This is a genomic window from Vibrio sonorensis, assembly GCF_001854765.1.
GTDB lineage: Bacteria > Pseudomonadota > Gammaproteobacteria > Enterobacterales > Vibrionaceae > Vibrio > Vibrio sonorensis.
Map to the genome: position 1 here is coordinate 321,897 of NZ_LJJE01000092.1, position 17,086 is coordinate 338,982.

The 17,086-nt window shown below is 45.1% G+C and carries 12 protein-coding genes and 2 pseudogenes; 7 read left to right on the plus strand and 7 right to left on the minus strand.

The features are described from left to right. The first annotated feature begins 51 nt into the window (after positions 1-51). The 4 genes and pseudogenes from aroG (at position 52) to BLO31_RS17345 (ending at position 3,657) form a co-directional block, all read left to right on the plus strand. Positions 52-1,103 (plus strand): annotated as a pseudogene (gene aroG / locus BLO31_RS17330) (3-deoxy-7-phosphoheptulonate synthase AroG). Positions 1,104-1,231: 128 nt separating this feature from the next. Beyond that, a complete protein-coding gene (locus tag BLO31_RS17335) occupies positions 1,232-1,522 on the plus strand; it encodes a hypothetical protein (RefSeq protein WP_139159047.1) in 291 nt (96 codons plus the stop codon). A gap of 138 nt (positions 1,523-1,660) precedes the next feature. Continuing rightward, positions 1,661-2,113 carry a tetratricopeptide repeat protein gene (locus BLO31_RS17340; RefSeq protein WP_070969595.1) on the plus strand — a complete coding sequence of 151 codons (453 nt, stop codon included), beginning with the start codon at positions 1,661-1,663 and terminating at the stop codon, positions 2,111-2,113. Next, on the plus strand, positions 2,110-3,657 hold the full coding sequence (locus BLO31_RS17345; RefSeq protein WP_070969598.1) for an SEL1-like repeat protein: 1,548 nt from the start codon (positions 2,110-2,112) through the stop codon (positions 3,655-3,657). The genes BLO31_RS17340 and BLO31_RS17345 overlap by 4 nt, the downstream gene beginning before the upstream one ends. A gap of 79 nt (positions 3,658-3,736) precedes the next feature. On the opposite strand, the pseudogene BLO31_RS17350 reads toward BLO31_RS17345, so the two are convergent. Beyond that, positions 3,737-5,763: pseudogene (locus BLO31_RS17350) on the minus strand (alpha-amylase). A 173-nt stretch (positions 5,764-5,936) separates the two neighbouring features. Beyond that, entirely contained in the window at positions 5,937-7,157 is a 1,221-nt protein-coding gene (locus tag BLO31_RS17355) for a sugar efflux transporter (protein ID WP_070969601.1), read from the minus strand. Between the two features lie 235 nt (positions 7,158-7,392). Here BLO31_RS17355 and BLO31_RS17360 point away from each other — a divergent pair, with 235 nt between their 5' ends. From BLO31_RS17360 to BLO31_RS17370, 3 genes are all read left to right on the plus strand, one after another. Then, positions 7,393-8,289, plus strand: a complete 897-nt coding sequence (locus BLO31_RS17360; protein WP_070969760.1) for an AraC family transcriptional regulator — start codon at positions 7,393-7,395, stop codon at positions 8,287-8,289. Between the two features lie 92 nt (positions 8,290-8,381). Next, positions 8,382-8,744 (plus strand): VOC family protein, encoded by a 363-nt coding sequence (locus BLO31_RS17365; RefSeq protein WP_070969604.1) that lies wholly within the window; start codon positions 8,382-8,384, stop codon positions 8,742-8,744. 164 nt (positions 8,745-8,908) lie between these two features. Continuing rightward, positions 8,909-11,032, plus strand: a complete 2,124-nt coding sequence (locus tag BLO31_RS17370) for a TonB-dependent receptor plug domain-containing protein (protein WP_084659904.1) — start codon at positions 8,909-8,911, stop codon at positions 11,030-11,032. Between the two features lie 16 nt (positions 11,033-11,048). Here the strand turns inward: BLO31_RS17370 and BLO31_RS17375 are convergent, their stop codons facing one another. From BLO31_RS17375 to BLO31_RS17395, 5 genes are all read right to left on the minus strand, one after another. Next, positions 11,049-12,569 (minus strand): ATP-binding protein, encoded by a 1,521-nt coding sequence (locus BLO31_RS17375; protein ID WP_342668992.1) that lies wholly within the window; start codon positions 12,567-12,569, stop codon positions 11,049-11,051. Beyond that, positions 12,493-12,909 carry a hypothetical protein gene (locus BLO31_RS17380; protein ID WP_070969613.1) on the minus strand — a complete coding sequence of 139 codons (417 nt, stop codon included), beginning with the start codon at positions 12,907-12,909 and terminating at the stop codon, positions 12,493-12,495. Before BLO31_RS17380 ends, BLO31_RS17375 begins: the two co-directional genes overlap by 77 nt. A 203-nt stretch (positions 12,910-13,112) precedes the next feature. Continuing rightward, the gene (locus BLO31_RS17385) at positions 13,113-13,775 is read right to left on the minus strand and encodes a YfiR family protein (protein WP_070969616.1); all 663 of its coding nucleotides are present in this window, start codon (positions 13,773-13,775) and stop codon (positions 13,113-13,115) included. Positions 13,776-13,785: 10 nt separating this feature from the next. Continuing rightward, positions 13,786-16,176: a response regulator gene (locus BLO31_RS17390; RefSeq protein WP_070969619.1), complete on the minus strand. Its 2,391-nt coding sequence runs from the start codon at positions 16,174-16,176 to the stop codon at positions 13,786-13,788. A gap of 20 nt (positions 16,177-16,196) precedes the next feature. Beyond that, the gene (locus tag BLO31_RS17395) at positions 16,197-17,081 is read right to left on the minus strand and encodes an EAL domain-containing protein (protein WP_070969624.1); all 885 of its coding nucleotides are present in this window, start codon (positions 17,079-17,081) and stop codon (positions 16,197-16,199) included. Positions 17,082-17,086 lie beyond the last annotated feature (5 nt).

Sequence of the window (17,086 nt, forward strand, 5' to 3'; positions counted from 1 at the left end):
TCAATCTGGTGAGAAGATGTTCAACCCAAGAGATACAGGAAGAAGTAAGCGATGTTCCAGACAGATGATGTACGAATTAATAAAGTAAAAGAGTTATTGCCACCAATTGCAGTTTTAGAAAAGTTTCCGGCAACCGAAACCGCTTCTTCTACCACTTTTGAAAGCCGTCAGGCGATTTCTCAAATTTTAAAAGGTGAAGATGACCGTCTATTGGTTATTATTGGCCCTTGTTCTATTCACGATACTGAAGCGGCGATTGAATATGGCAAGCGCTTAAAAACGCTTCGCGATGAACTAAAAGACGATCTTGAAATCGTTATGCGAGTCTACTTCGAGAAGCCACGTACTACGGTTGGCTGGAAAGGTCTTATCAATGACCCATACCTAAATGATACCTTTAAGCTAAACGACGGCCTGCGTATGGGGCGTAAACTACTGCTGGATCTAACGGATATGGGTATGCCAACGGCGAGTGAGTTCCTAGATATGATCACGCCTCAGTACGTAGCCGATTTGATTAGCTGGGGCGCAATTGGTGCGCGTACTACTGAATCTCAGGTTCACCGCGAGTTGTCTTCTGGTCTCTCTTGCCCAGTCGGTTTTAAAAACGGTACAGACGGCAATATCAAAATTGCTTCTGATGCGATTCGCTCGGCAAGTGCGTCTCACCACTTCTTGTCAGTCACGAAGTACGGTCACTCTGCAATTGTTGAAACTGCGGGTAACCCAGATTGCCATATCATCCTTCGCGGTGGTAAAGAGCCAAACTACAGTGCGGATCACGTCGGCACTATTAAGCAAGAGTTAAAGACTTCTGGTCTTCCAGAAAAAGTGATGATCGACTTTAGCCACGCAAACAGCTCTAAGCAGTACCAACGTCAGATGCTAGTATCCGACGATGTGTCTAGCCAGATTGCGGGTGGTGAACAAGCTATTTTTGGTGTCATGATCGAGTCTCACTTGGTTGAAGGTCGCCAAGATCTTGTTGATGGCAAAGCGCCAACTTACGGTCAGTCAATTACCGATGCGTGTATCGGCTGGGAAGACAGTGAAAAAGTACTTCGCCAGTTGCTGATGCTGTAAAACAGCGCCGTCAAGGATAAAACTTATCGCTTGTTAAAGCCCTCCTCGGAGGGCTTTTTTGTGGCTGTTATTCAGTGAAAATCGCAGTGTTGTTTGACACGGCTTACCTTGATGCTAACCTAGAGAGGTATAGAGTGAGGAAATGATTATGAAAGCTTGGATCGCCTTAATGAGTTTGTTCGCCGTCGGCAGTGCTTACGCCGATGATGCATCGCTATTTATTTATCAGATCGAGCCGGATAATACCGAAATGACTCCACCTGTACTTCTAGTAGATAGCGAGCCTTCTGAGCAACCGCTAGAATTTGATCTCGTAAAACCTTGTGATATCAAATGTGGGATTCGCAATACAGGGATGGTGTTAGTGCATATCGCTGCTGAAAGCGAGCAGAGAGAAATTGAGCGCCTGACTCTTATGTTGCCACAGTATGAGCCATAGGCAACTGATTACACTTTGCCCAACTAGCAGTGGTAATTCAATCCAGATTGAGAGCTATCTCTCCTCCTCAGATCTCAATCTCATCTCCTATTTACCTCTATGGTAACGTCTAAACAAGTTTAAGAATCAGCGCGAAACATGAAAAAGGCAATATTAGTAGCAGCATTAGGTACTTTACTCCTTGTCGGATGTCAGTCGACCCCTTCCAGTTCGGAATTTCAGCAAACTAAAAACCGAGCTGAAGCGGGCGAAGCTCAAGCCCAATACGAGCTAGCAACTTGGTATCAAAGTGGCGAGCAGTCTCTCAAACAGAGTGATGAGATTGCTATGCAATGGTATGAGAAAGCAGCTGAACAAGATCATGCCCTTGCTCAAACCAGCTTAGGTTTTATCTACGAGCAAGGCTATGGCGTAGATGTCGATTACAAGCAAGCACTGCAGTGGTATGAAAAAGCCGCCAGTCAATGGTACGAGGTTGCCATGTATCGCTTAGGCCGTTTGTATGAGTTTGGTTTAGGCGTCGAGCAAAATTACGAACAGAGTGCATATTGGTACCGATTGGCGGTTGATGAAGAGAGCGCCGATGCATGATCGATTTGGCCGGTTTCTATCTCGACGGTTTAGGCGTTGAAAAGAACGAGCAGATCGCGATTCAACTTTTTGAAGAGTCGGCTCAGCGTGGACATCCTTTAGCGATGGCTAACCTAGGGTGGTTATACGAAATCGGCAGAGGTTTTGAAAGAGACTACGAAAAGGCATTGTACTGGTATGAAGTCGCAGCGAGTGAAGGTTCTTTATATGCGCAAAATCGCTTGGGTTACTTTTATCGCGAAGGGATCGTTGTAGAGAAAAACTACCAGCAAGCGCTAGAGTGGTATCGAAGTGCGGTAGAGTATGAGTACGCTCCTGCACAAGCCAGCCTTGCTTTTATGTATTTAAAAGGGTTTGGCGTCGAAGCGGATATTGATACAGCCATATCATGGTATGAAAAAGCCGCGGCACAGAACGACGAAGATGGCCTATTTGGCCTTGGTGCTATCTACCATCAGGCATTGGGTGTTGAGCAAGACTATACAAAAGCTCTGGCGTGGTACCGCAAAGCTGCGGAACAAGGCCATGAAAGTGCGGCGAACAATATCGGGGTCTTCTATCAATTTGGTTATGGGGTAGAAAGGGATTACGTCAAAGCGCTGGAGTGGTACAAAAAAGCCGCCAAGGTGGGCAACCTTAGCTCGGTGTTTAACGTGGGTTTGATGTATGAAAAAGGATTGGGAACAAAGCCACATCTTCCTAAAGCCATTGAGTGGTATCAAAAGGCAGCCGATAGAGGTTATCCCAAAGCTCAAAACAAGTTGGGTTATATGTATGAGCTTGGTATAGGGGTTAAACAGAGCTATGTCCAAGCTTATCAATGGTACTCTAAAGCAGCGCAACAGGGCAGCGTAGTGGCGAGTTCCAATTTGGGCTATTTGTACCAAAGTGGACTAGGTGTAAAGCAAGACTACTTAGAGGCGGTGTTCTGGTATCGCAAAGCAGCAGAAAGTAACTACCCCAGAGCGCAAACTAATTTAGGTTACATGTATGAAGCGGGGCTTGGCGTCGATCAAAGCTTCTTGATGGCGAAGCTTTGGTATGAAAAAGCCGCAGAACAAGGTGATAGTCGGGCACAAACCAATATTGGTTGGCTTTATGAAACGGGCAATGGCATCGTTAAAGATCTCAAGCAAGCAGCACGGTGGTATCGCAAAGGAGCAGAGCAAGGTTATGCCCGAGCACAAACCAACTTAGCGTATATGTATCGCGAAGGTTTAGGTGTGGAGCAAGATTATCAAGCTTCTAAACAGTGGTACGTTAAAGCGGCGGAACAAGGGTACGCAAGAGCTGAAGCTAACTTAGGTTGGCTTTATCACAGCGGCCATGGCGTTATGCAAGATTACCATCAGGCAAAGGTTTGGTACCAGAAAGCAGCGGCCAATGGGTATGCTTACGCCCAATATATGCTAGGACAGCTATACGAGTATGGTGAAGGGGTAGAGAAAAACGTTAACGAAGCGGCGAAGTGGTACCAAAAATCGTCGGAAAATGGTTACACTCCAGCAAAAGATAAGTTGAGTGAGCTTTCTATAGCCGAATAACTGTAGTAGCGAAGACGAAAAAGGCCGCCAAAATAGATATTGGCGGCCTTTTGCTGTTTTACTCAGGGAAAGGTCAGGGTTACTGACCCAAATAGGCCACGACCACTCGGTCTTCACCTAATTGGCGAGAGAAGACATAAGCGTCTCTTTGTGGAATAACCGTATGTTTGCCAGCGCCAATAGCAGGATGTCGCTGGCGAAACTGGCCCATTGTTTGCCAATGTTCTAACAGAACCTGTCGCTCTTGATCCAGTGTCCATAGCATGTCACTGCGCGTACCTTGGTGGAAATCGTCGGCGTAGGGCCCCAGCTCACGTGCAACTTCATCACCGTAATAGATTTGAATCGCACCCGGAGTCAGCATAAGTGCATTCGCCGCCTGTTTTTGCAAGGCAATGGAGTTGTATCTGGCAAAAAACAGCTCGGTATCATGGGACGACATATAACTCACGGGCGTATAACTTGGATCTGCAACAACAGAATCCGAATAGTCTGGTAAGTTTCATCCATGGTACTAAGGCAGACTGCCGCTTTGTCCATTTTTTTCTGTAAGTCAAAGTTGATCAAGGCGTCGAACCCTTGGTCGGTATAGGGTGAACGGTAAGCTGAATGTCCCCATACTTCGCCCATCATCCAAAAATCTTGACCTGATTGGGCTTGTTTCTCGCGCCAGTGATTAAGCGCTTGACTCGCTTGTGCCTTGAGCGACAGCCATACATCGCCTTCAACGTGTTTTACCGTGTCGACTCGAAAACCGTCGATACCAAACCGTTTCACCCAATCGGTTTGCCACTCAATTAGATAGTCCGCTACCGTGTAGTTGTCTCGATGCTCTACTCTGGTGCCGGGATTGTTCAGTAGCCATTTAGGTGGTGTCACCGCTTTGTCTGACTCAGTAATAAAATCGGGCAAACCTGCTAAGTTGAGTGTGGTATCAGAACTTCCTGGTTTTTGATAGTTTGGCAAGCCCGCTCGCACCCAGTCTTTACCCCACCAGTCAAGCCAATGCTCGCTTTGGTAGTTGATGTGCTGGTGAACGCTATGCCAGTTTTGATTCTCATCGGGAATCCAATTTTTTATTTGATTGGAGACGACGGGCAAATTATCAAATTGAAGGTCTGCAAGGGTCGCGTAACCCGCGTGATTGACAACGGCATCGAGGAATACTCTGATGCCGCGCTTATGCGCTTCTTGTACTAAGTTTTGTAGGTCTTCATCCTTACCAAAGTTTTCATCTATCTTGGTAAAGTCTCTTGTCCAGTAACCGTGGTAAGCGTAAAACGGAAAGCTACCTTTATCTCCACCGCCGACAAATCCATGAACCTGTTCAACAATTGGCGATAGCCAGATGACATCTGTCCCTAGGCTTTGGATGTAGTCTAACTTACTGATTACCCCTTTGAGATCGCCACCGTGAAACGTACCAATCTCCTGCTTTCCATCTTTTTGTCTACCGTAACTCTGATCGTTACTACTGTCACCGTTGTTAAAACGGTCCACCATGACAAAGTAAATATTGGCGTTTTGATAAGTGAACGGATGCTCTGTCATTGTGGTGCTCTCAAAAGCCACCAGCCCACCACTGCTTACAGGAGGCGTTAGCTTAACGGCACCATTTTTAACTCGATAGGTTTTTCCTGAAAAGATTTCTCGCACCACCTCTCCGTCAGCGAAGGTATCCCCGACACCAATATCGATAGTTTTTCCGCTGTTTTGTAAACACTGAACTTGGGGCAGTGGCCGTGTGAAAGTGCTGTTTTCACTGACTTTGGCCTGCCGTACAACTCTTATGGTTTGATTTAATGCATCATAACTAAAAGTGTAGTCGCCACTGAAACGTATCTTCATTTCCAGTTCGGTATCGCTGTTACACTTCAATGGCAAAGGCTTACTAAAGCGAAATTTGTCTGCAAATACATCCTTACATCCAGAGTCGATACCACTAATGGCGAGTTGATAGGTTTGCTTGGAAAGATTAATGGTGACTTCGCCAGAAGTCAGAGGCCAGTCTCGACTAGTGGTTGAGGTCGACAGAGTCAATGTCGGATCGGCATAGGCACTGCAAGCGGTGGTTGCCACTGCCAAAGCTAATAGGTGATGTCGCATGATTTCATCCTTGTCGCTATGATGTTACGACTGATGATAAGTGGTTGAAATGATTCCTACATCATTCTTGCGCTCTACGCCCTAAAAGCTGGAGGGTGTCACAATAATCACTTCAAGGGGAGGAGAAGTAACTATTGTGAAAAAGCAGTGTTGTAGCGGTAGAGGGGAATCTGCTATGACTCGGTGACGGCCGTTCGCAATGCGTTGTCGCTCTCTTTTCGCAATGATGCTGCCAGCAAGGAAACCAGCGCCAGCACAATAAAAAGGAGTGCTAGATAGAAAGTGCTAAAGTAACTGTGCATTTCCGCCAAAAATCCAATCGACACACTGGCCACCAACATGCTTATTTGCAGTAGGTTGGTAAACAAGGTTGAAGCCACGCCCAATTGATCTTTCATCATATCTTGCAGAGCAACCATACCAAGTGTTGCGAACACACCGATAAAGACGCCGTTGGGAACTTGTAGTGCTAACATGTGCCATAGCTCGGTTGCGTTTAACATACCCCAAAAGAAGAGTACGCCAGAGGCCAATCCAATAACGAGCATGTTGCGTGTGCCAAATTTAAGGGCGAGCCAGCCTGCACCGAGCATTATGGGGATTTCGCACAGTGCAGCTAAACCAAAAAGCATACCGGCCCAGCTTGCATCGGCTTGCATCTCAACAGAGAGGTAAAGTGGCATCGCCGTGACGTAGATGTTGTTGGCAGAAAAAGCCATTAAAAGACAAGCTGCAAACATAAGTACGACTATGCGTTGATACCACGCTGACTTGGTTGACGGTAGAAGTGTACTGTTTTCAGAGTCACTTTCTGTCTCTTCTGAACTAATGGCGTCGGGAATAAAAAAGTGAATGACGATAATCGCGACGACAGTACATGCAGCAGCGGTTAGAAATGCAGCCGAGAAACCGTAAAACCCTTTTAATGTAAATGCCAAAGGTGGACCAAACACCCAAGCGAGAGCCATGGCAGCGCGCATGGTTGAAAGGAACGAACCAGAGTCGCTTTTTAAGTGTTTGTCTGCATACTCACGACCCAAAGCAAACAGTTGCCCGGCAATCGCTCCGCTCACGCTGCCAAACACAACGGATATACTAATTGCTAGGTAGTAGTCTCGAATGAATGAGAAACAGACTACGGTAATCAGGTAGCAGAAGAAACCCACCTGCATGATGGTTTTTCTACTCCAATTTTTGTCAGAGTGGTGAGCGATAAATTGGGCGACAATAACGCCACTAAATACGCAAAGCACCATGTAGATACTCAACATGGCGGGAGATGCGCCTAAGCCTTCGACGATCATAATACTGGAAAGCGGATAGAAAAATGCGCCACACAAACCCGTTATGAAAGTGGTAAATATAAAAATGATTGCGGTTTTATCTTTAAGCATAATACGCCTCAACGAACTGCGGCGTACCCAAGCACCTAGAGGTGACTTGGGTACTAGTAAGGAACAATGAGTTAGAGCGGCCACTCTTTGACACTAAACAGTGTAATGGATATCTAAATTTACACTGGTATTAATCCATCGTTGTCTGGTACTTTTCCTTCACATGGGTGCGGGTAATTGACAGTAAAGTACAGACGCTAGTACTGTATGCTAAGTAAAACAAGTGGATGCCAATATGAAACCTTTAATAGAGAAAGTCGACAATCACACGGGCTTTAACTGGCGCGTAGCCGAGTACCAATGCAAGAGCGACGTTGGTGATTTTATGTGTCCGTGGCATTACCACGTAGAGTATGAAGTCGTTATCTATAAAGGCATGACAGACGGACAGGAAGTCACCTGTTTTGTCGGCGATTTCATTCACAATGGTTCGTGGCAAGACTCAACGATGATGATGTACGGACCGGGTTTACCTCATATGGTATCTGGCCGTTATCACGCAAAGAAGCGAGAGGATCATCGTTCGATTGTATTGTGGTTCACTCCAAGTTGGATCGATAGTTTAATTGAAGTTGCTCCAGAACTTCGCGCCCTGAAAAACGTGTTAAGACGCAGTTCGCGCGGGATAAAGTTCAGTAAAGAAAACGCAGAAATCGCTTTTAGTCTACTCCACCAGACGGAAAGTAAGCCCAAGCATCGTCAACTGATAGATTTAATGCAGGTTTTTCAACTGATGATTGAAGATAATACGGCTCATGAACTCTCTTCCACCCCTTACTCTATTACTCAATACAATGAAAAAGAGAGCGATAATGGCAAAGTGGAGGCCGCTCGTCAGTTTATCGAAGATAACTTCCATCGCAACGTAAAGATAAGTGACTTTTGCCAAGCCTTACATATGAGCGAAAGTACCGCATATCGGTTGTTTGAGCGCCATTTCTGTGAAAGTTTTAGCGAGCACTTAAAAAGCTTTCGAATTGGTAAAGCGTGTGAGCTGTTAATCAGTTCTAAAGCGCCAATAGCGCTAGTTGCGGAGCAGTCGGGATTCAACAATTTGTCTAATTTTAATCGTCAATTTAGAGACAAAAAAGGCATGACGCCCTCGGATTTTAGACACCGTTTCAATATGTAGTATTCGCTTTATTTCCGTTGTGAACACGATCTCGTTAATGATAATAGTTATCATCTAGAATAAGAAAAGATGTGCTACATGGAAAGTAAAAAATGAATCTAAACCTGTTAGAGATTAAAGCGTTTGTCCCAGCAAAGGATTATCAAAAATCAATAGACTTCTATCACGCGCTTGGTTTTAACGTTATGGCGGACTTTGGAAATGCCGCTTATCTCAAGTATCAAAGCTGCGCTTTTATGCTGCAAAACTTTTATCAAGAAGAGCATGCGAACAACACCATGATGCATTTACTGGTGGAAGACGCGCAGGCTTGGTTTAACAAAATCAAAGAGTTGAACTTAGAACAAGAGTATTCAACCAGTGTGACCGATATTTCAGAGCAGCGCTGGGGAATGCTAGAATTTTGTCTGGTCGACCCCAGTGGAGTGTTATGGCGAATTGGCCAGCAAACCTAGGTCTTTAATTACCGCCAATCATCAATGTGATATTTGCACGCCCGTTAAGGTCATCTTGGCGGGCGTATTGATTAAAGTATTGACGTAGAAAGTAATCAAAAATCCCAATCAAAGTCTACACTCCTCTATAGCACTCAATAAACAACACAAAGCTAGGGTCGGCGATGAGTTATAGAGCAATGGCAATGACAGTGGTCGCCTGTATATCTATGCAGGCGAACGCAGAAGAAGGTCAAAAGGAACTATGGGAGTTGAGTCTAGAAGAGTTGAGTCAAATCAACCTCTATGAAGATGGCTCTTTAACTCTCACTTCACTGGAAACAACACCCGCAGCGGTAACTCGAATTCAAGCAAAAGACATCAAGGTATCAGGGGCTAGATCCCTACACGAACTACTCGATATCTATGTTCCGGGTGTCCAATGGACAAGGCATCACTGGGAACCATCACATATTGGTACTCGCGGTATTATTAACGACAGGGAAAATAAGATTGTTATCCGTGTTAATGGCCGAGTGATGAACGAGAGAACACGCTCTGGCGCTGTAACCGAAAGAAACTTCCCTATATTACGAGATATCGAGCATATAAGTGTGATTCGAGGCGCTGGTTCAGCTTTGTATGGGCTTGGTGCAGTATCCATGGTTATTGATATCAAGACATTCAATGCGCGCAATCACAGTGGTAATAGCATAGATCTCAAAGCTGGGGCTGGTAATGAGTTTCTGGCGGCAGAAGGGCAATTTAGCAAACTTTACGACAACAACATCGGTTTGTACCTTTATGCGGGTATCTCTGATATGAGCGGTGCAGATGAGAAAGATGCACCGCTCATCATAGGTAGCGATCAAACCAGTCTGGCTACGAAAGAGCTGATACGAAGAGGAGATCCCTTCCCTGTAGGGGTGAATGATCAGCAGCAGCCCGATGGTCATCATCCAATTAAGTTGCACGCACAGATCAGCGCTGATAACTCAGAGTTTTGGCTGCGATACACTCAAGCGGGCGAAAAGGAGATTAACGACGTATTCTTTGTGGTTGATTCGCCGACACCAGTGCCAAGAAATCATTTAGATTTTCGATACAAGCAGTTGACGGCTTATGGGGAATACAGTGCAGACATGACGGAAGCGCTGTCGATCAAAAGTGCGCTCAGTTATGACATGCTTCACTATCGACAAATCTTACCTTATGGGTCAGAGCGCGATTCCCCTAATCACCGAGAGGATGAATGGTTTGGTCAAGTAGTGGCGCAATGGCGAGCAAGTGACACGTCTGACATCGCTCTCGGTGGAGAGGTCTCCTTTGAAACCTTTGGTTTAAAAGAGTGGGGAGGGGATCAAGCCGACGTGTATACGAGTCGTTTGAAAAATACCGACTCTTGGTCAACAGTGACGTACTCTGCGTTTGGCGAGTGGCAGTGGCGTGTCGATAAAGATTGGACCACTTTTTTGGGTGGTCGTGTTGATCGACACACTAATACAGATTTGCTGTTTTCACCGAGAGCATCCCTAGTGTGGCAAATGAGCGCAACACAAGTATCAAAGTTAATGCTGACCCGATCTCAACGCATGAACTTTGCGGATGATAACCGAGCAGGTGAACTCGCTGGTAAAAAGACTCAAGATCCAGAAGTGCTTGATAGTATCGAATGGCGTCATGAGTATTACACCAATAACACTACTGCGGCATTGAGTTTGTTCTACTTAGAGCTAGAAGCCTTGAGTTGGGACGACAAACTCCGACAAAGTCAGATTACTGGAACACAGAACCAGTGGGGTGTTGAATTAGAGTGGGAAAGAGAATTTGATGCGCACCGCTTGGCTCTGTCTCATGCGTTTACCAAACTGGTGGATTTTGACCTAGCAAACCCAGATAGTGAAACCCTGATTACTGCTGAATCATACGGCTACGGAAACGATCTGCACTCATGGAGCAACCATATCAGTAAAGTGCGATACGATTATCAGTCTACGGAAAAATTGAGCTTTAACGGTTCGTTACGGATCTACTGGGGATTTCCTGGTGTAGAAGACTACTGGGATCGCAGACGCGATGATAACTTCACTTTTATTGCACAAGACTGGAGCGAAGGGGTTAAAGAGCAAGTCTTTTTAAATGCAGGTATGAGTTATCAATGGCTAGACAACTCTGAACTGAACGTAAACTTTTACAACCTTATGGGCTTGGTGGACGATAGATACAATAAACGCATCTTCTACAACACATTTGGTGACTACCGTTCAGAGGCAACAGCGATGGTAATTAGCGTTAATACGACGTTTTAATCTCAACTAATGATGGTTAAGAGTCGCTGCTCGGTTTCTTGGTGTGCAGAAGGATAGCGGCTAAATCAAAGTTGTCGATCAACTGTTGTAACTGCTTGGCTTCCCTTGAACTGTCATTGGCGAGCATATCGCTAATTTGTTGCAGTTGGGCGGTGTCACCAATTAGAGCCGCATGGTGGATTTTATCGCGGATATGGTCGGGTAACTGCACGAAGCTGACCGGATCCGACGGCAAAGTGCTCCCTCTTTGTATTTCACTTTCATTGACATAGTCGAAGCTAATGTCTAAATGGTGGTTAATCTCTTCTAGCAACCTTCTCATGTCGATGGGTTTGCTGATCGCACTGTCGACTTGATTGGCATTGATGATGTCTTGTGGTGTGTCTAATACACTCGCCGAAACGATAAAGATAGTTACCTGTTCACCTTTGGGTAAGGCGCGTATTTTGGTGATCGCCTCAAAACCATCCATAACGGGCATTTTTAAGTCCATTAAAATCAGCTTAGGAGTTTCACGGGTAAAAACGTCTATTGCCTGCCTCCCGTTGCTGGCTTCTAGTATGTGAAAGCCCAATGGTTCCAGCATTTCTTTTATCACAATGCGGTTGGTTTCTACATCGTCGGCCACCAGAACTTTCAGCCCTCTGTACGCTTTGGTTAGTCCAGAGATCTCTGGCAGTGATACCACTGGCGGAATTTGTTGCTCAGAAGCTGTACCGACTTTGGTCAGAAAATAGAAACAGGTACCTTCGTCGAGTTTACTGGTAAAGCGAATGTTTCCTCCCATTAGTTGGGCATAGTGTCGGCTAATCGTCAAACCAAGTCCTGTACTTCCTTGTTTTTGGCTTCCGACAGAGCCCTGTTCGAAGGGCTTAAACACCTTATCAAACTCACTTTCGGCCATGCCTACACCTGTATCTTGTATTTTGAAGATAATGGATAAGCTACTAGGCTCTATTGAAGCCGCGACTTCTTCTGAGGGGAAAATGGCCAACGCCCCTGATTCAGAATAGGTTTGAACCTCTACTTCAATCCGACCACTGTCGGTGAACTTTACTGCATTGCCAATAATGTTGATTAGGATCTGCCGTGTTTTTCCCAAGTCGCCAACGACGTAATCCGGAACGGAATCGGATTTTACGCATTGCAGGTCGACGCCTTTTCGGTGGGTTTGCAAACTGAACATCGCTTCCATGTCGTTGAGAACAGACCTCAAATTGAACACAGTACTGGAAAGCTCCACTCGGCCTTCTTCAATTTTTGAAACTTCGAGGACATCGTTGATTAAACCGAGCAGATGTTCACCGCTGCTGTTTACTATGGACACTTTGTTTCTCAGGCTGGTGGCGAGTTCTGGACTGCGTTGAATGAGTTGGGAAAAACCTAAAATTGCGTTTAAGGGCGTTCTCAGCTCGTGGGACATAGTAGCTAAAAAGACGCTTTTTGCCTTGTTTGCTTTTTCAGCATCTTCTTTGGCTTTGGTGAGTTCTATTGCACTTTTTTCTAATAAAAGATGCTGCGATTTTAAGTTGAGTATGGGCTCGTTTTTTAGCTCGGTAACTCAGTAGAGTGACAACCACAAGACTAATGGCGAGCAGAACGGCGATCGCAAACATAGATAATGTGCGTTTTTGATTCCCTATTGTTTGGTTTTTCTCTTCTAGTAGCAATTCATTGGCTTTTATTTTTGTGTCCAGTTGTTCGACGAGTTTTACGCGGGCGTCAATTTGCTGATTTTGTTGCTCTATCATTGCTTCGAGCCCTTCTATATCACTGGCGAGCTGAACGTACTTTTGGCGTTCAGACTCAATTTGTGACGCTTGTTTAGCGATGCGCTGATTTTGAGTTGCGAGTTCTGCTTTGGAAGTTTCTAACAAGGCTCTGCTGTCATTGACTTGCTGTTTTTGTCGTGCAATGGTCGATTTCTGCTGTTCGATAAACAGCTTTTGTTGCTCTAACTTTTCTTTCTGAGTCTGCGTTTCACGCTTAGCTAGGTTCAGTAACTCCTTTTCTTCTGACAGGCGTTTGAGTTGTTCGTTTAGCTTGGTTTTTAGGTTTGCTTCTTGTACTTGGAATGCTTTTAAGCTTCTTCCATTTGCGACCTTCGCTGTTCAAGCCTAGAGACTTTTGTTTCAAGGTCTGCTAACTGGATTTGCCCTTCTTTGTACAACTGAGCGACATCAATCTCCGTACCACCTAATAGAATGATATCTGGGTTAATCCCCAAGTTTCGATTGAGAACATTTGACTTGTTTATTTCAAAACCCAGCTTGTTGTCTTTATTTTGGAATATGTTGATCATCAAGGTACGTTGGTTTGTCGCGCCGTAAGAAACGATCAATACATTTTTCCCAACGGTTTTTGCTAGAACGGACGGATACAAAGCGACTTTCTGCTCTGAGATGAAAACCAAATCGACGGATGAGGGCAGTTGCCCGCTGTGAGAGCGCGAAACTTTAAACGGCTTTCCGTGCAGGCGACTTTTGCTAGAAAGCTGCTTGAGCGTGTCATAAATCTTTGAATTGTCGTCAATAACGTGGATGGTATAGTGTGGTTCGCCTGAAGCGGAAGGCCACTGTATGTTTTCCGCTAATCGATATATGTAGGCAGACAAGATACTTGATTTGGAGTAAGCCGCGCTGGAAAAATTTGACCATACCACTGTCAGTAAGCAAACGGCTGCTAGGGTAAACGCTCGCAGTTTTGAGTAGTGGTTTTGTAACGGCCAAATCAATTTAAACATCGCGTTCCCCCTATGGTTTCTGATCGCGTCCGTCGAGGTATTTATCAATCACAATAAGCACTTCGTCCAATGCCTCCATCACATAGTCAAATTGTGTACTGGCCTTAAGTAAATCGGTGTTAGACGCAAAGTGTTCCAGCTCTTTTAAATCGTCAGACACCTTCTCTATCCCTACCATTTTTATCGAGGACTTTAATTGGTGTGCGTTGGATTTGATGCTTTGCCAATCTTCTCTTTCTCTCGCTTGTTTAAAGTTTTCCTTGTGTTCTAAACACTGCTGGCTAAATCTCATTAAAAACTGTTTGTGGACCTCTGGGTCTTCGCCTAAGTACTGGTTGAGCAACTGAGGGTTGATAGTGCAATCACGGGTTGGTATCGCGGTTTGCTCATCTTGTTCGCCTTCTTGGCGGGGTTGATCTTGTATCCATTTCGCTAAGCATTTGCTGAGCTTCTTTAAAACGATTGGTTTGGTTAAGTAGTCGTTCATTCCCGCGGCTAAACATCGCTGTTCTTCCCCTTCTAATGCGTTAGCAGTGATGGCAATGACGGTGAGGTTGGCGATATTTGGGTCGTGGCTACTTCTGATTTTACTGGTCAACTCAAAGCCATCCATTACAGGCATATGGCAATCTGTTAATACTATATGGAACTCTTTTTTACTTAGCATTGCTAACGCGTCTTCACCGTGGTTGGCAACGTCTGATTGATAACCACATAACTCCAATTGTCTCTTTATTACTTTCTGGTTGATGTCATTGTCTTCTACGATCAGAATTCGACAGTCACTGGCTGGAGTTGTGAGTGCTTTATTGCTCTCGCTATCTGAATGCTCTCGGTGCAGGACGTCGGGACTCGCTCTTCCGCTCGCGACTTCGATCCAATGCACCACTTTGCTTGGTAAGAGGGGATTAGCACTACATACAATTGCGTTCTTATCTGGGATCTGAGCTTGTGTTTGTGTGAAATTGCAAAGGGTAACCAACCTAAGATCGATATCGTCACGGGTGGAACAGGTATCCACAAGGTGATTTCGTTCAGACTCTTCAATATCATAGGTGACCACTATGACTGGTTCTTGAAGGCCTCGAAGAGAAGTGACGGTTTCAATTGAGCGTTCACTATCAAGCGTAGATACGTTCGCGCCATGATGTCCTAATAAGCGTGTTAAGTAGCCTGACATCTGACGATTATTACTCATTACCAAAGTGGTAAGTCCTGATAGCGGCTTGGTTGAATCGGGCTCTATGTCGCTTTTTTGGCGATTTAAAGGGAGACTGACTGTAAAGAGACTACCAACGCCGAGTGTACTTTGACATTGAATGGCTCCACCAAGTAACTCACTTAGCTGCTTACATATCGATAGCCCTAAACCAGTACCACCATATTTGCGATGCGTACTGATATCCTCTTGAATAAAAGGCTCAAAGAGATTTTGCGTAAAGTCTTTACTCATTCCTACGCCAGTATCTTCAACCTCAATAATAACGTGCTGACTGTTTTGTTGGGTGGCAGTGTGGCTGCGGATAATAATATTGCCGATTTGATGATTTTCACTCGTGGTGAATTTGATCGCATTGCCAACCAAATTAATCAAAATTTGTCGGATCCGAACCGGATCACTGTAGATAACACGTGGCGTTGAAGGCTCAATGCAACACTGGAGCGTCAACTTCTTCTCTTTTAGTGCGACGGATAGAGCTTCGGCAACCATCTCGATAAGGCTTCCAAGCTCTAAAGCAATAATTTCAGTCTTTAGTTCCCCTGACTCAATTTTAGAAAAATCCAACACATCATCGATGATTTGCAACAGGGCAAGCGAGCAGTTTTTGGCCGTACTAATTAATTGCTGTTGGTCTGGAGTTAGTTCACTTTGTGTTAGGATATCGATAATCCCAACCACGCCGTTCATGGGCGTTCTGATCTCATGGCTCATGGCAGCTAAAAAACTAGACTTTGCGACATTGGCTAGCTCGGCCTCTTTTTTGGCAAGCTCAAGCTCGCGATTTTTCTTTGCTAAGCTGATGTGTACACTTATTCGAGCGATTAACTCTTCCATGCTAAGCGGTTTAGTCACATAGTCTACGGCACCCAACCCAAATCCTTTTACTTTGTTAAAGTCCTCGTTTAGAGCCGTGGCGAAGATAATCGGTATCTCACGTGTTTCTTCTAACTGCTTTAACTTCTCACAGGCATCGTATCCATTCATAACAGGCATATGGATATCCATCAGGATGAGGTCTGGTGGCGAAGCAAGTGTACTTTGAATAGCAGCCTCCCCATTCAGCGCCACACGGACTTTGAACCCCACACTGCGAAGCATGGATTGAGTGACATTGAGATTATTGGTGTTGTCGTCGACGACTAAGACGGTACCACTGAATCGATTTTGACTGTTTTCCATTCACGCATCTCACGTTATCTCTATAGGGGAGCGTTGTCTTTAAGCCAAGAGGTGAAGGCGTTTGCAGGCATAGGTTTGGCAATAAAATAACCTTGAACCAAACTGCAACCGTGTTCGACAGCTCGGTCCCAATCTTGCTGTTCTTCAACACCTTCAGCAACAATACTGACTCCGAGTTTTTCTGCTAGTGATGCACTAAACTCCAAAATGGCCAGTGCGGCAGGGTCGTCTTTTTGAGTATGAACAAAGGCGCGATCAATTTTGATCTCGCTAAGAGGCAGGTTTTTGATCTGTTCCATGGACGAGTAACCCGTACCAAAGTCGTCAAGAGAGATGGTAAATCCCTTTAAACACAAGCGCGTAAGGATATCCAATGCGCTAGTGAGGTTTTGCATAAAGTGACTTTCGGTAATTTCTATAATGACATCTTCACACTTTAGCCCCGCTCCGCATACTCGGCTTTCGAGCTTTTCCGGTAATACCACCTCGGTAAGGCTTTTGGCGGATAAGTTTAAAGAGAGAGCAAAGTCGTAATTAGATTTTCTCCACTCCACGAGATCACGGCACGCTACTGTCAGGATTTTATCGGTTAGCAAGTCGATAAGATTGTGCTTTTCAGCGATAGGAATAAATGAGACAGGGGAGATAACACCGTGTTTTGGATGAATCAATCGGGCCAATATTTCAACTGAGTGTACCGATTTGTCATGGGTGTTCACTTTGGGTTGATAGTACGGCTGTATGTAATCGTCGACGATGGCTTTGTAAACGTCTTCGGCAGACAAAACATACTCAGAGTTGTGGTAGTACTTAACGTATTGAGGCTTGTATTGATGAAGTACCGAGTTCATCGTATCTCTATCGACTGGCTTGGGAATCGCGCCTAGAACATTTAGCTCATACATACTTG